This window comes from Alkalihalobacillus sp. TS-13 (genome assembly GCF_019720915.1).
Classification (GTDB): domain Bacteria; phylum Bacillota; class Bacilli; order Bacillales; family Fictibacillaceae; genus Pseudalkalibacillus.
The window spans coordinates 2,034,730-2,050,243 of record NZ_JAHKSI010000001.1 but is presented as its reverse complement, the minus strand read 5'-3'; the positions used below and the strand labels follow the sequence as shown (position 1 = coordinate 2,050,243).

Annotated in this window: 12 protein-coding genes and 1 other annotated feature; of the genes, 10 read left to right on the top strand and 2 right to left on the bottom strand. The window is 42.6% G+C overall.

What is annotated here, in order from left to right:
- Positions 1–256 precede the first annotated feature (256 nt).
- Positions 257–721 (bottom strand): hypothetical protein, encoded by a 465-nt coding sequence (locus KOL94_RS10105; RefSeq protein ID WP_221566308.1) that lies wholly within the window; start codon positions 719–721, stop codon positions 257–259.
- A 275-nt stretch (positions 722–996) separates the two neighbouring features.
- On the opposite strand from KOL94_RS10105, the gene hemA reads away from it, so the two are divergent.
- The 9 genes from hemA to KOL94_RS10060 all read left to right on the top strand — a co-directional run bounded on the left by hemA (position 997) and on the right by KOL94_RS10060 (position 11,566).
- A complete protein-coding gene (gene hemA, locus KOL94_RS10100) occupies positions 997–2,367 on the top strand; it encodes a glutamyl-tRNA reductase (RefSeq protein WP_221566306.1) in 1,371 nt (456 codons plus the stop codon).
- A 26-nt stretch (positions 2,368–2,393) separates the two neighbouring features.
- A complete protein-coding gene (locus tag KOL94_RS10095) occupies positions 2,394–3,221 on the top strand; it encodes a cytochrome C assembly family protein (RefSeq protein WP_311775125.1) in 828 nt (275 codons plus the stop codon).
- Between the two features lie 133 nt (positions 3,222–3,354).
- A complete protein-coding gene (gene hemC / locus KOL94_RS10090; protein WP_221566303.1) occupies positions 3,355–4,290 on the top strand; it encodes a hydroxymethylbilane synthase in 936 nt (311 codons plus the stop codon).
- Positions 4,290–5,078, top strand: coding sequence for a uroporphyrinogen-III synthase (locus tag KOL94_RS10085; protein ID WP_221566300.1), 789 nt, complete (start codon positions 4,290–4,292; stop codon positions 5,076–5,078). The genes hemC and KOL94_RS10085 overlap by 1 nt, the downstream gene beginning before the upstream one ends.
- A gap of 448 nt (positions 5,079–5,526) precedes the next feature.
- Positions 5,527–6,504, top strand: a complete 978-nt coding sequence (gene hemB / locus KOL94_RS10080) for a porphobilinogen synthase (protein ID WP_221566298.1) — start codon at positions 5,527–5,529, stop codon at positions 6,502–6,504.
- 20 nt (positions 6,505–6,524) lie between these two features.
- Complete coding sequence (gene hemL / locus KOL94_RS10075; protein ID WP_221566296.1) at positions 6,525–7,832, top strand: glutamate-1-semialdehyde 2,1-aminomutase; 1,308 nt, start codon at positions 6,525–6,527, stop codon at positions 7,830–7,832.
- Between the two features lie 708 nt (positions 7,833–8,540).
- Positions 8,541–9,644, top strand: a complete 1,104-nt coding sequence (spoVID, locus tag KOL94_RS10070) for a stage VI sporulation protein D (RefSeq protein ID WP_221566294.1) — start codon at positions 8,541–8,543, stop codon at positions 9,642–9,644.
- A gap of 12 nt (positions 9,645–9,656) precedes the next feature.
- A complete protein-coding gene (locus KOL94_RS10065) occupies positions 9,657–10,568 on the top strand; it encodes a hypothetical protein (RefSeq protein ID WP_221566291.1) in 912 nt (303 codons plus the stop codon).
- A complete protein-coding gene (locus tag KOL94_RS10060) occupies positions 10,565–11,566 on the top strand; it encodes a protein kinase family protein (RefSeq protein ID WP_221566289.1) in 1,002 nt (333 codons plus the stop codon). Before KOL94_RS10065 ends, KOL94_RS10060 begins: the two co-directional genes overlap by 4 nt.
- Positions 11,567–11,632: 66 nt before the next feature.
- On the opposite strand, the gene KOL94_RS10055 is transcribed toward KOL94_RS10060, so the two are convergent.
- Positions 11,633–11,830, bottom strand: a complete 198-nt coding sequence (locus KOL94_RS10055) for a hypothetical protein (protein WP_221566287.1) — start codon at positions 11,828–11,830, stop codon at positions 11,633–11,635.
- A gap of 159 nt (positions 11,831–11,989) precedes the next feature.
- Positions 11,990–12,214, top strand: a binding site (T-box leader).
- A gap of 638 nt (positions 12,215–12,852) precedes the next feature.
- Between KOL94_RS10055 and KOL94_RS10050 the strand changes: the two genes are divergently transcribed.
- A complete protein-coding gene (locus KOL94_RS10050) occupies positions 12,853–15,501 on the top strand; it encodes a valine--tRNA ligase (RefSeq protein WP_221566285.1) in 2,649 nt (882 codons plus the stop codon).
- The last annotated feature ends 13 nt before the right edge of the window (positions 15,502–15,514 follow it).

The window sequence follows — 15,514 nt, the reverse complement described above, 5'->3', positions numbered from 1 at the left end:
CGATATGAAAAGGTGTTGTCCGGAAAAAAACGGGCAACACCTTTTTTAGTTGAAGATATAAATGATGAGGGCTCAAATGTTAATCTCGGCGGTACCTTAGTACCATTTTCTTGAATTATCAATTGAATTTCTGGAATTGTGCTCATTTTTTCTTGAATTAACAAAAAAATTCTAGAATTACCCTCAATTTTTTTGGAATAGAATCGCTCATGAGCGACCACTATGCTGATCTTCTCGGATATATTTCCACAGGGGACTATTTTTTCCGCCGCATCAGGTAAAACCCGATCACAATCAGTATGACTGCCCAGAATTGTTCAGTATACTTGACGATTGTATTGATGATTCCGATTGTATTGGTTGAAAATAGGGCAATCAGGGAAACGATAATTAAGGCTGCACCGATCCAGAGACCACCTTGCTTTGTTTTATTATACTGTAAGATAAATCCGATCCCGATACTGAGGAAATAAACAATCCAGAGTGCCGGCCAGTTGGCGATATTACCACTGGCATAATAATGGACTGCAATGCCGCAAATGACTATTCCTGAAAAAAGCGCGTACGGTTCATTCTTTTGCAAGAGGAACGCTATACCGATGATTAGCAAGACTGCGGGAAGGGCATCGATTTCACCGATGAAGGGAACGGACCATTGTCTTGCTAAAAAATATACACCCAACCCTGTGATCAATGTACCTGGAAAAATACCTTGTTTCATAATCTCCTCCTCATATAGCATGAATCATGTTGTTCTTTTGCGAAAACCTTTGAAATTTGATACATTAAAGGTGTGTCAAGCCTTGATAAAGCAAGGATATACTAAAATTTGGTTTTTAGGGAATACTGATTTTTGTCTGCTAAAAATCATCTTACCATAAGACTTTCAAACACTGTTCACATTTGTTTCTGTTATGATTTTACACACATGCTATAATGCAAGTGGGACTTATATAATTTACTTTGTTTTTACATAAATACAGGGGGTGACGAACGATGCACATTTTAAAAGTTGGACTTAATCATAAGACTGCTCCGGTTGAAATACGTGAAAAAGTTTCATTTCAACCTGGTGAGTTAGAATTAGCTTTACAGTCTTTAAGAAAAACGAAAAGTATTCTAGAATGTGTCATCGTATCGACCTGCAACCGTACTGAGATATATGCCGTCGCTGATCAGTTACACACAGGCCGATATTACATTAAAGCCTTTTTAGCGAATTGGTTTTCATTAGATAAAGAATTGCTGAAGCCATATTTGCAAATCCAGGAACGTGAAGATGCCATCGAGCATTTATTCAAGGTGGTTTGCGGATTAGATTCAATGATTCTTGGCGAAACGCAAATACTTGGACAAGTACGTTCAAGTTTCTTCACAGCCCAAGAGATTGGAACAACAGGTACCGTTTTCAACGAACTGTTCAAAAAAGCCATAACACTAGCAAAGCGTTCCCATTCTGAAACAGAAATTGGAGAAAATGCAGTCTCTGTCAGCTATGCTGCAGTAGAGCTTGCTAAAAAGATCTTCGATGGACTTGAGGGAAAGAATGTCTTGATCATTGGTGCCGGAAAGATGGGCGAACTTACAGCAAGACACTTGTGCAGTAATGGTGTTGATGAAATTACAGTACTCAACCGGACATATGCAAAAGCACAAGAAGTGGCAGCCCGTTTTAACGGACAAGCTTCTACTATGGATGAGTTGGAATCTTCTTTACAGAAAGCGGATATTGTCATCAGTTCCACAGGTTCTACAGAATTTGTGCTTTCAAAGGCAAACGTATCACCCGTTTTGAAAAAGCGTAAAGGGAAGCCTTTGTTCATGATGGATATCGCTGTTCCACGTGATCTTTCTCCTGACTTGCACGATCTTGAAAGCGTCTTTTTATATGACATTGATGATCTTGAAGGGATCGTTGAGGCGAATCTCGCAGAACGTCAGGAAGAGGCTGCGAAGATCAAGGTCCTTATTGAAGAGGAACTGCTTGCATTCTTGACCTGGATCAATACATTAGGTGTTGTTCCTGTCATTACCGCATTAAGACAGAAAGCTCTTTCCATTCAAGCTGAAACGATGAAAAGCATCGAGCGTAAAATGCCTGATCTTACCGATCGTGAACGTAAAGTTCTCAGCAAACATACAAAGAGTATCATCAACCAACTGCTCCGTGATCCGATCACGAAGGTGAAAGAGTTGGCTGCAGAACCTGATTCTAATGAGTATTTAGAGCTTTTCACACAGCTATTTGGAATTGAAGAAGAGTTGGAAAATGTACTAAAAGAGGAGCGTCTTGCTCGCGAACAAAAGTCGACTGAGGTAGGATCGGAGAAATCGTTTCAAAATGTCTCAAACCCAGCGGCGAATTAGCTTGCTCCCAGGAGAGGAGTTGTATCGTGAGTAGTATCAGGTGGATTTACGATATTACAATTATTTTATACGCACTCAGCGTACTTGGATATTTCATGGATTTCTTACAAAACAACCGGAAGGCGAACAGAATTGCCTTCTGGTTGCTTTCTATTGTCTGGGTATTGCAATCATTTGTTTTAATATTACGGATTTTTGAAGCAAACCGTTTTCCGATACTCACACCTACGGAAGGGTTATTTTTTTATTCATGGGTGATCGTCACTCTTTCCTTGTTGATCAACTGGTTTTTCCGTGTGCATTTCTTTGTGTTTTTTACGAATATCATCGGTTTCATACTAATGGCAGTCAGTTGGTTTGCTCCAAATAATCAAGTTTCAGAAGCATTTTCCGATCAACTGATCAACGAGTTGGCAATCATACATATTACGATGGCATTCATTGCTTATGGAGCTTTTACGGTTTCAAGCATTCTATCGATTATGTATCTTGTACAATACAATATGCTGAAACAGAAAAAAGTAGGGAAACGATTGTGGCGCTTTGAAAGCCTTACACGGTTGGAAACACTTCCTTTCATACTGAATATGGTTGGGGTCCCGATCCTGTTCCTAAGCCTGATATTAGGGCTGATTTATGGGTATAAAGTGTACGAGACGCAGGCAATTTTCACAGACGCAAAAGTGATCAGCTCGTTCATCGTCTTATCCGTGTATGGAGTCTACTTGTATTTGAAGGTAGGCAGAGGATCATTTGGCCGTCAGCTAGCTTACTGGAATGTAGCAGGGCTTCTCGTCATCCTGATCAACTACTTTTTAGCGGCTACTTTAACGGAATTTCATTTGTGGTATTAGCGCAATTAACGAGTGAATTAACGAATGATAAACAGCAAGGGTGCCAGGCACTTTTCTGGAACTCTTGGGGCACGAGGGCTAAATTGTCGTGCCTGGCACTGTGAAATTTTGAATTTAGGTCTGGAGGTCAATTATGCGTAAGATTGTCATCGGTTCTCGAAGGAGTAAACTGGCTCTTACCCAAACACGTTGGGTGATCGATCAATTGAAGAAAGCTGGAGCACCATTCGAGTTCGAAATCAAAGAGATTGTAACAAAGGGAGATCAAATCTTGAACGTGACCCTTTCAAAAGTGGGAGGGAAAGGTCTCTTTGTTAAAGAAATTGAACAGGCTATGATTGATAAGGAAATCGACTTTGCTGTCCATAGTATGAAGGATATGCCGTCTGTTCTTCCTGAAGGACTTGAACTTTCCTGCACCCCGCCTCGTGAAGATTATCGCGATGCGCTTATTTCTGAAAATCATACGCCATTTGAAGAATTACCTGAGGGTTCGGTGATCGGGACGAGCAGCTTGAGAAGAGGAGCACAATTGCTTGCGAAACGACCGGATCTCTCTATAAAATGGATACGTGGGAATATTGATACAAGACTTGCGAAACTAGAAAATGAAGACTACAACGCCATTGTTTTAGCAGCGGCTGGATTGAAACGTATGGGATGGTCTGATGATGTCATCAGTCAATACTTGGAGAAGGACGTTTGTATTCCAGCAGTGGGACAAGGATCGCTTGCGATTGAATGCCGAGAAAGTGATCAGGAGCTGAAGGGTTGGTTGGAAAAAATCAATTGTCCGGATACGTTCGATACCGTGCGGGCTGAAAGAGCGTTCTTACGTACCCTTGAAGGCGGGTGTCAGGTACCGATCGGAGGACTCGCGGAGCTTGATGGTGACAGGAGAACGATCACTCTTACAGGATTTGTTTCGACTCCAGATGGAAAGACCATCATCAAAGATACAATCCAAGGCACTGACCCAGAAAAAATCGGAGTCGAATTGGCTAAGAGACTAGGTGAGCGTGGTGCAAAAGATATTTTAGATCGGGTTAAAAAGGAGCTTGATCAGTAATGGATAAGGGTCTGCCGTTTTCAGGTCACAAAATTTTAATAACAAGATCTGAAGAACAGGCTCTTCCGCTTGTCCATTCAATTGAGCAAAGGGGAGGGGAAGCTGTTGTGATTCCTCTTCTTTCTTTTCAATCAGCCGGAGACAATAAAGCATTAAAAAGAGCGATCCACGAGATAGAACATTTCCAGTGGATCGTTTTTACAAGCCAAAACACGGTCCGTTATTTTCTCAGACAGTTACAGGAAGAAGGCTATTCGATTGAGCTTCTTAAATCAGTGAAGATTGCAGCGATTGGAAAGAAGACTTTAGAACTTCTAGAAAAAAGCGGTATGAAAGTCGACTTTATGCCTTCAAGATTCGTAGCGGAACAATTTACGAAAGAATTCACCCATCAAACTGACAATGGTGAGCGTATTTTGTTTCCACATGGAAACTTGGCACGAAGTACTATCGTTGATGAATTGACTGAATCCGGGGGGTTAGAGGTTGAACCTGTCATCACCTATGAGACAGTTCCTAATGATGCCAATAAAGAAGCGTTACAACAAGCATTGAAAGATAAAGATGTTGATATTCTTACGTTCACGAGCCCATCCACTGTTCATTTCTTCTTTCAATTATCAGGAGCGGATGAAACATTGAAAGATAGGATATGTGCGTGTATCGGCCCGATAACGGCCGAAGCACTTGAAGAATATGGAGTAACTGCAGATATCGTTGCAGAAGAATATACGACGGAAGGCTTGATTGCATCGATCGAGTCTTATTTAGAAGGCTTTATTAAATAATACTGATGATTTCTAAGTAAGTTTGATTGAAGCGAAATTTGCGACACTCCTGCGGGAATAGCGAGCCAGGAAAGACCCCACTATTTTTAAAAGGATCTTCGACTAAAAACCACCATGTTGTCTGGTGAACGTCGAAGTCAGTAGAAGGAAAGCTTCTAAGAATTTTCATCGCAGACAAGAAAATGATTTCATTTTTGTGTTGAGACCCTGTGCAAGTGAGGAGGCTTGCGGAAGTAGGTAAATGCAGGAAGTGATGTCTAGCTCAGCGACCAGTCACTTGGATCACTTCAACCTTCCTGCCGCGGCGACAGCCTCCTCGTCCGTTTTCCAGTGACCTTCGTGACTAATCGGGGCGCTTCCGCTTTTCTTACGCCCGCCGAAAGGGAGTGAATTTCGCAAAAATGAACAATAGAGTATATCAAAGCAATATAGAAAAGGAGGAACGACGATGAACAATGTATTCCAACGACATCGACGATTAAGAAGAAACGGTAGTATGCGTTCATTAGTACGTGAAACATTTTTACGAAAAGAAGATTTGAGTTACCCACTCTTTATTGTAGAAGGTGAGGATGTTAAGGAAGAGGTCAGCTCGATGCCAGGCGTGTTCCATTATTCTTTGGACCGCTTACAAGAAGAGCTTGATGAGATTACGGGGCTCGGACTTCAATCTGTCATTGTTTTTGGAGTTCCACAACATAAAGATGAGCGTGGTACATCTGCTTATGAGGAAAATGGAATTGTTCAACGTTCCATTACCTTCATCAAAGAAAACTATCCTTCATTGACGGTGATTGCGGACACATGCCTCTGTCAGTACACAGACCACGGCCACTGTGGGGTCATCCATGATGGGGATGTTTTGAATGATCAGTCACTTGAATTGTTGGCGCAGACAGCGATTTCCCAAGCAAAAGCTGGAGCAGACATCATTGCGCCATCCAATATGATGGACGGATTCGTAGCAGCGATTCGTGCAGGACTTGATGAAGCTGGCTTTGAGGATATTCCGATCATGTCCTACGCAGTCAAATATGCTTCTGCTTTTTATGGGCCATTCCGTGATGCTGCTCATAGTTCACCGCAGTTCGGTGACCGGAAGACGTATCAGATGGACCCATCGAATCGCCTTGAAGCGATCCGTGAGGCCCAATCGGATTATGAGGAGGGAGCAGACTTCCTGATGGTCAAGCCGGCACTTGCTTATCTTGATATTTTAAGAGAGATCAAGGACCGTTTTCCATTGCCACTCGTCGCCTATAATGTAAGTGGTGAGTATTCGATGATCAAAGCAGCATCACAAAATGGCTGGATCGACGAAAAGGAAGTTGTTCTTGAGAAACTTACTGGTATGAAACGCGCAGGAGCAGACTTGATCATCACATACTTTGCAAAGGATGCATCACGCTATATTGATGAAAGATAATCGATAGAAAGGGTGTTAAGATGAATAATCGTACATTCGAAAAATCAAAGCAAGCATTTTCTAAAGCGACACCACTTATGCCCGGAGGCGTCAACAGTCCCGTCCGTGCCTTCAAATCTGTAGATATGGATCCGATTTATATGAAACGCGGGAAAGGTTCTAAAATCTATGACCTGGATAATAATGAATACATCGATTATGTGTTGAGCTGGGGACCTCTAATCCTTGGCCATGCAGATGATCATGTTGTTGAAGCATTGAAAAAAGCGACTGAAGCAGGGACAAGTTTCGGTGCTCCACATGAAATGGAGACAAAGCTTGCAGAATTAGTGATTGAACGTGTACCATCAATTGAAGTTGTGAGAATGGTGAACTCAGGAACGGAAGCTACAATGAGTGCTCTCCGTCTTGCGAGAGGGTATACAAGCCGTAACAAGATCCTGAAATTTGAAGGTTGTTACCATGGCCATGGGGATTCACTCCTTATCAAGGCCGGATCTGGGGTTGCAACACTCGGATTGCCAGATAGTCCAGGAGTTCCTGAATCAATTGCGCAGAACACGATTACGGTTCCATACAATGACCAGGAAAGTGTGCAATACGCATTTGAGCAATACGGTAAGGATATTGCGGGTGTCATCGTAGAGCCAGTTGCAGGTAACATGGGTGTCGTCCCTCCAAAGGATGGATTCCTGGAATTCTTACGTGAGATCACAGAAAACCACGGTACATTACTGATTTTTGATGAAGTAATGACTGGATTCCGCGTCGGATACCAATGTGCACAAGGCCATTTCGGAGTGACACCTGACTTGACTTGTCTCGGAAAAGTAATCGGAGGCGGCCTGCCTGTTGGAGCATATGGCGGTAAAAAAGAAATCATGGATCGAATCGCACCGAGCGGACCAATCTATCAAGCTGGTACGCTATCCGGAAATCCATTGGCGATGACGGCTGGCTATCAAACGCTGCGTCAACTGACAGAAGAGTCTTATGCAGAATTCGGTAAAAAAGCAGACCGATTGGAGAAGGGTCTTTCAGAAGCTGCTGAAAAACACGGGATTCCGCATCACATCAACCGTGCGGGTTCGATGATCGGGCTGTTCTTCACTGACAATGAAGTCATCAACTATGAAACAGCAAGCTCTTCAAATCTTGATGCATTCACAGTGTACTTCAAGGCAATGATCAATCAAGGCATCTCTATTCCGCCATCACAATATGAAGGATTATTCTTATCTACGAAACACTCAGATGAGGATATTGAAAAGACAATTGAAGCAAGCGACAACGCCTTCAAAGAAGTAGCGGAATTTCTACAAAAGTAATCTCCAATATTAAAGCATTCAAATACAGCAGGCAGGATATCGTAAATATCCTGCCTGCTTTTTTTAAAACATAAGAAAAATAGGCTGCGATTTGGGAGAAACATTGAAACGAACATCTAACGGACACCAGAGCACATATTTGTGGTCTTATCCCACATTTCAAGGACGTAACGGACACCAGAGCCCTTATTTACCTGATTCAGCTGAAAAAACATACTGTATTGGCAAAATAACGTCTCTCCTGTCCGCTAAATTGCGAAATTACCTTGTTTTCTCCTGAATAAGGTCTCCTGTGTCCGTTAAAGTGGCGACCATATCAGATTTAATAAAAGAGGGTGCCTAAAAAGGAAAATGTCAGAAACCTTCAACACCTCATTTTGTCTTCAAAACACGCTTTTTCTTAAAATGTTATAGACTCGGGCCACTTATTGGACACCCTTTTCTCTTATATCCAAGACAGGTCCAGATGATGCTCAGTCGAAAGTGCAACTAAGGTTCAGCTATCCACCTAAAGCTAGGCTTTGGCATGTTTCTATTGATACATATAATTGGAAATAAACGAAAATATCCTTATTTAAAAGTTAGTATTCCAAAAATGGACAATCTTTCGAAACAGTCATTAACAATGTCATTTTTAGGTATAAAATCACGACTCAGACATACATCTGTATTGTACAGGAATAATTGTGTTGAGAGGGGGAGCTTGCTTTGACAGAGCGTAATCAGTCTAAGTTACAGTTTTCAATAGAAGAATCCGTATGGCTCAATAAGGGACAGGAGGTTGAGGAACTTTACAGAGTAGCCTTGGATCCGGACGTGACGATCGAAGAAGTGGATGATCAAATTTGTATTAAAGGGTTTCTCTGTTTGACAGGTGAATACAGATGTGCAGACCAAGATGAGGAAGAACCATCTACAGAAGACTCAAACTTTCTTGGATATCGCTCGTTTTCCCAATTGAATGAAGTATCGGATGATGTAGTGAAGTTGGATCACCGTTTCCCAGTTGATATCACCCTCCCGAAAAATCGAGTTCATGATAAGGATGAACTCTATGTGACGGTTGATAACTTCGATTATGACATGCCGACACCTTCTTGTATTGAGGTTTCTGCAGCTGTCAGTGTGACTGGTGTTTATGAGAACCAGGGATATGCTGCTGAAGATTTTGAACATCAAGAGTCAGTATATGAAAATGAAGTTTATGAGCCTCGTGAAGAAGATGATGACGATGATGAATTGTATGAAGGTGGATCGAATCCATTCCCTATCCTGGAATTCGAATCACGGCGATCACCGCAAAGTGAAGAAGATGAAAATGTTGAAACAGAATATCAAGCTGTGAGAAGAGAGCCTCAAGTTGAATTTATGAGCAGGGCAGAAGAGCATTATGACCGTTCAGCATCATATGAATATGACAGTGATCTGGATGATTCAGATTCTTCGAGCTTTGAAATCGAATACGAGGAAGAAGAAACCTATCGTCCTGAACAATATGAGTATGAAGAAGCGGACGAAGAGTATTATTATGAGGAAGAGGCCGAAGAGGTATATGAAGAGCAAGAGGTAGAGGAGACGTCATCCAGCCGTCCGCCGCGTGAAGAAAATGCACTTTATTTAACAAAGATGCTTACAAGGGATGACGAAGAGCTCACAAAGATGAAGATGTGTATCATCCAAGCAGGTGACTCCTTAGATTCGATTGCTGGCAGATATGATGTACCGCCTAGTCAGCTGATGCGAGTCAACCGCCTAGAGAGTGAAGAGATTGAAGAAGGACAAATTTTATATATACCAGTTTCAGCACGTTAGGATGGTGTCCTTATGAGCATGGATATACTGGAGCTCATCGAAAAACACTACCCTCTGAAACCATTGCGTTGGAAGCATAAGAATGAAGTTCTGGAAACTGATGCTGGAACGAAAAGAGTTCGTATCTGGTCAGATGAATCGACAATGAACTGGCATTTCAGCTGGAGAGAGCGTTTGGAAAGCAACAATATGTTGACAGATCGGATGATCCGGACGTTGGACACAGAGTGGTTCCTTCCTTTTGAAGGCCAATTCCTGACTCTCCATGATGAGCGGTATGAGCCTTTTCCGAAGCACAACCATGAACAAACGTGGGGGATGTTCATCGGTAAATTATTAGCTCTTGGAAATGAAAATCCAGACGATCAAGATGCATATTTCTCAGAGACAAGAGAGCAGATGGTAGAAAAGTATGGATTGAATCGTTCAGATCTCAACATGCCAGTTCTCAATCGAAGCCTGCCTGAGGCAAGAAGGCGGCTGAGGACTGTTGAAACGATAAAAAATCGATTCAGACATCTTAAAATTCCGGCATTAGAGCCATCTATTTTGACCCACCAGGGAAAGCGTGTCCATGGAAGATTGTTTTGGCAGGGTGGGGATGATACTCCTGAACGCAGCATGAAAGGATTATGTGATTTTCTTTCTGATTGGCGTTTAGCGACGGATACCCAATCAATGTACAGAGTGCTTGATTCGATCCATGATCATTTTCCACTTGAAGGCGGATATGATCAATTACTAGCAGCAGAACTCATTGCACCAAGAGAGGTGCAAAGGTGTGTGCGGCGGCTCGAATCGACAGAAGGTCAATCACCAAGTGAAATATTGGATATGTTCGAGCGTGAGTGGGAATCGAACAGAGTTCTGGTAGAAGAAGTTTGTCACTGGATTGAGCACCGCGCAAAGAAGGTGGTACGATGAAAGCCACATCAATGTCAGTCGATGGCATCATCCTATATTATTATGACTTGTTCCCAGAAAAGATCGAGTCTTATGGTCGTGTTCAACGTATTACTTCAAAACGGGGGGCGTTCGCCCTTAAAGAAACCACCATGAACAAGGAACAGTTCGATTGGTTCTTGCATTGCATGGACCGGCTCAATGAAATTGGGTATGATCATGTCGTTCCCTTGACCAGGACGAAATATGGCGATCCTTATGTAGTTGCTAACGATCGTTACTATTATTTGACCAAATGGTATGAAAGCGACTCCCGTTCAAGCTTTCCTTATGAGGATTTCATAATCGATGAGCTTGGAAAACTTCATGCCAATACCGTAAAAGCGCAATCCTTCTCAGAAGAAGTCATCAAGGATTCTTATACTGGGCTGACGAAGCGTTTCGAGCAAAGACAGCTTGAGATGGAAAGGTTCACTGAGCTAGCTGAACGGCAAACATATATTTCACCTTTTGAACTTCGTTACCTTTCCCAATTCCATAAAATGATGCGGATTGCTGAAGAAGCGAAACAGAAAGTCTCAGAATGGTATAAAGGCTGTGAAGAACACCAGCGCTATCGAAGTGTTTTATGCCATGGCCGTCCGTTCAGGGGGCATGTCGTCCAAGATCAACTTGGTGAAGGAAGCCTCATCAACTTTGAAAGGGCGATACTAGATACTCCGGTTCGTGACTTGGCCTATTTCTTCCGGACAGCTGCACAATATCCGGAATGGAGTGAACATGTAGCGATGGATTGGCTAGGGCGTTATGAGACTCATCTGCCATTATTACCAGAGGAAAAGATCTTACTTGCAAGTTATCTGAAGTTCCCTGAACCAGTATTTTCTACGATCCAGATGTATCAAGGTTCTCTAGATATCTCCCAGCTGGAGCATGTCCGAAAATTGGACCGCAAACTGAATGTCATGAAATCTCTTGACCGCTTTACAGATCAGTTCCTTCAGACGATACCAAACTAGCGGTAGTTGAAGTATCTGACACTTTTAGCGAAAAACTCTGCTCTCCAGCAGGGTTTTTGTTTTTCATCACCAGAATTCATAATAAATCGCAAGATGGAGAGCAAGAAGGATGACTACAAGTATGATATCGAATGCCGACGGGAACAGCAGTGTTCGGATCGCCTGGAATATCAACAACGGAAAGACAAATTGTTCACAGATGCTTCTGAATTGTCGGAGGTGATATTGAAACCGGTATTTGTTGAAGCCTCGTCGTCTCCTCATTGTGATGATCCTTTCTTTTACAGGGATTACTATATGTTATGATACTTGCCTAACTTCCGTGCCCATTTTTGTTTAAAAGAGAAAATTTGTGGAAAGCCTATTGACGATAAGACAATTCAAAAGGTAAACTATTACTACTAATACGTGTTTAAAAATAAATAGCATGCTTCGATAGGGAAGAGTAGATTGTGAAACCTAAAGAGAGGGAAATCATCAGCTGAAAGATTTCTTAGGAGGTAGCAGTTGAATGTCCCCCTTGAGCAACTTCTCTGAACCAGGAAAGTAAGAGGAGTCGGATTCTGACCGTTATCGATTAGAGGTGTGCAGCCAGTTATTATTGTGCTGCAAACAAAGGTGGTACCGCGAACTTCTTTCGTCCTTTGAGGATGTAAAAGAGGTTTTTTTATTTTCAAGGCTTTGATATTTTCATTAGTTATTTTGCGAAATTCGCTCCTTTTTTGCGGGCGTAAGAAATGCGGAAGCGACCCGATTAGTCACGAAGGTCACTGGAAAACGGACGAGAAGGCTGCCGCCGCCGCAGGAAGGTTGAAGTGATCCAAGTGACTGGTCGCTGAGCTAGACATCACTTCCTGCATTTACCTACTTCCGCAAGCCTCCTCACTTGCACAGGATCTTAACACAAAAATGAAATCAATTTCGTGTCTGCGATGGGAATTCTTAGAAGCTTTCCTTATGCTGACTTCGACGTTCACCACAAGACCACAGACTTATATTGCATCCTTTTTGCAGTTTTGCGCCGAGTAACCGCAGGCGCAGGACGTGGTGGAATTTGGTCGAAGGTCCTTATTATAAAGATCCTTTTAAAAACGGTGGGGTCTCGCTGGCTCGCTGTTCCCGCAGGAGTGTCGAAAATTTCGCTTTAATCGAACTTAGTCAGAAATCAACGTATGATTTAACAGAGCCTTCGCTAAAGTAATTTCCATCCACATATTTATCAAAGTCATTTTCTTAAAAAGAACTGTACTTAAAATGAATAATGAGGTTTTAAGGAGGAGTAAGAAATGTCTAAACAAGAACAAGAAATTTCGATGCCGACAAAATATGATCCACAAAAGACAGAAGAAAAATGGTATCAATATTGGCTCGATGGAAAGTTTTTCGAATCAAAGGGCGGGGAAGACAAAGAGCCTTATACCATCGTGATCCCACCACCGAACGTAACCGGTAAACTGCATCTCGGTCACGCTTGGGATACGACATTACAGGATATCATGATCCGTACGAAGCGTATGCAAGGTTATGATGCGCTTTGGCTGCCTGGGATGGACCATGCTGGGATCGCTACACAGGCCAAGGTAGAAGGGAAGCTGAAGGAAGAAGGAACTTCGAGATACGAGCTCGGCCGTGAAAAATTCCTAGAAGTTTCTTGGGAATGGAAGCATGAATATGCTGATTTCATCCGGAAGCAATGGTCGAAGCTAGGGCTATCCCTTGATTATTCCCGTGAACGTTTTACACTCGATGAAGGTTTGTCCGAGGCTGTTAAAGAAGTTTTCGTTTCGCTTTATGAAAAAGGTTTCATTTACCGTGGAGAATACATCATTAACTGGGATCCCCAGACAAAGACCGCGTTATCAGACATCGAAGTTATTTATCAGGACGTACAAGGTGCCCTTTACCATATGAAATACCCTCTTGCAGATGGAAGCGGACATATCGAGGTAGCAACAACCCGACCAGAAACAATGCTTGGAGATACTGCTGTTGCCGTCCATCCTAATGACGATCGATATAAAGACTTGATCGGTAAAAAAGTTAAGCTTCCGATCACAGGACGAGAAATCGAGATCGTAGCAGATGATTATGTTGATATGGAGTTTGGCTCAGGAGCGGTCAAGATTACACCTGCACATGATCCCAACGACTTCGAAATCGGAAACCGTCATAACCTTAAACGGATCCTTGTAATGGATGAGGGCGGAACGATGAATGAAGAAGCTGGTCCTTATCAAGGCATGGATCGCTTTGAATGTAGGAAGAAGATCGTTAAAGACCTCCAAGATCAGGCTGTTCTATTCAAGATTGAAGAACACATGCACTCTGTTGGCCATTCAGAAAGAAGCGGAGCAGTTGTCGAGCCATATCTTTCCACACAATGGTTCGTAAAAATGCAGCCGTTAGCTGATCAAGCTATCCAATTGCAAAAGGAAGAGAACAAGGTCCATTTCGTGCCAGACCGCTTCGAAAAGACGTATATGCGTTGGATTGAAAACATCCGTGATTGGTGTATCAGCCGCCAGCTATGGTGGGGGCATCGAATTCCAGCCTGGTACCATAAGGAAACCGGTGAAATGTACGTCGGCCGTACCGCACCAGAAGATCCGGAAAACTGGGAACAGGATGAAGACGTACTGGATACATGGTTCAGTTCAGCATTATGGCCATTCTCTACAATGGGGTGGCCGGATAAAGATTCTGCTGATTTCAAGCGTTACTATTCAACAGATGTATTGGTAACTGGTTATGACATCATTTTCTTCTGGGTTGCCCGTATGATCTTCCAGGGACTTGAATTCACTGGTGAACGTCCGTTCAAGGATGTTCTGATTCATGGATTGGTTCGGGACTCAGAAGGACGTAAGATGAGTAAATCACTCGGAAACGGTGTCGACCCGATGGATGTCATTGATAAATATGGAGCTGACTCATTGCGCTTCTTCCTATCAACTGGAAGCTCGCCAGGAAACGATCTCCGCTTTTACTGGGAAAAGGTTGAATCGACTTGGAACTTCGGAAACAAGATATGGAACGCTTCACGTTTTGCATTAATGAATATGGATGGTATGACAGCTGATGAAATCGACTTATCTGGTGAGAAATCACTTGCTGATGAATGGATTCTGACTCGTTTGAATGAAACGGTCGAATCCGTTACGAAATTGATTGATGCTTACGAGTTTGGAGAAGTTGGTAGAACGTTATACAACTTTATATGGGATGATTTCTGTGACTGGTATATCGAAATGGCGAAGCTTCCTCTTTATGGAGAGGATGAAGAACGTAAGAAAACGACCCGATCTGTTCTTGCGTATGTCCTCGATCAGACTTTACGCCTGCTTCACCCATTCATGCCATTCATAACCGAGGAAATCTGGCAGCATATCCCGCATAAAGGCGAGTCGATAACAGTTGCTGATTGGCCGGTCAAACGCGGGGATCTACATTTTGAAGACTCTGCAAAGGAAATGAAGGTGTTGACTGAAATCATTCGTTCAGTCCGTAATACACGTTCGGAGATGAACGTACCGCCAAGCAAACCGATTGAAATTCAGCTTAAGCCTCAGAATCAGGAAATTCTGAAACAGCTAGAGAAGAATCGTACGTATCTCGATCGCTTCTGTAACCCAGAGCCATTGACGATGGGGCTTGACCTGGAGGCGCCAGAAAAAGCGATGACCTCAATCGTAAGTGATGTGGAAATCTTCTTACCGCTAGAAGGATTGATCGATATTGAAAAAGAAGTCAAACGCTTGGAAAATGAGTATAAGAAATGGAATTCAGAAGTTGAGCGCGTACAGAAAAAACTAAGTAACGAAGGATTTGTCAAAAAAGCACCGGAAAAAGTTGTTGAAGAAGAACGTCAAAAGGAAAAGACGTATCTGGAAAATCGACAAAAGGTTGAAGAGCGTATCAAGGAATTAAAGAACTAATCGAGTGAAGGAG

Bases quoted from the DNA above. Each gene is read 5' to 3' on its own strand.
- KOL94_RS10065 (WP_221566291.1), top strand. From the start codon at position 9,657: ATGAGCATGGATATACTGGAGCTCATCGAAAAACACTACCCTCTGAAA.
- hemA (WP_221566306.1), top strand. From the start codon at position 997: ATGCACATTTTAAAAGTTGGACTTAATCATAAGACTGCTCCGGTTGAA.
- KOL94_RS10105 (WP_221566308.1), bottom strand. From the start codon at position 721: ATGAAACAAGGTATTTTTCCAGGTACATTGATCACAGGGTTGGGTGTA.
- hemC (WP_221566303.1), top strand. From the start codon at position 3,355: ATGCGTAAGATTGTCATCGGTTCTCGAAGGAGTAAACTGGCTCTTACC.
- hemL (WP_221566296.1), top strand. From the start codon at position 6,525: ATGAATAATCGTACATTCGAAAAATCAAAGCAAGCATTTTCTAAAGCG.
- KOL94_RS10060 (WP_221566289.1), top strand. From the start codon at position 10,565: ATGAAAGCCACATCAATGTCAGTCGATGGCATCATCCTATATTATTAT.
- KOL94_RS10055 (WP_221566287.1), bottom strand. From the start codon at position 11,830: ATGAGGAGACGACGAGGCTTCAACAAATACCGGTTTCAATATCACCTC.
- KOL94_RS10085 (WP_221566300.1), top strand. From the start codon at position 4,290: ATGGATAAGGGTCTGCCGTTTTCAGGTCACAAAATTTTAATAACAAGA.
- KOL94_RS10050 (WP_221566285.1), top strand. From the start codon at position 12,853: ATGTCTAAACAAGAACAAGAAATTTCGATGCCGACAAAATATGATCCA.
- hemB (WP_221566298.1), top strand. From the start codon at position 5,527: ATGAACAATGTATTCCAACGACATCGACGATTAAGAAGAAACGGTAGT.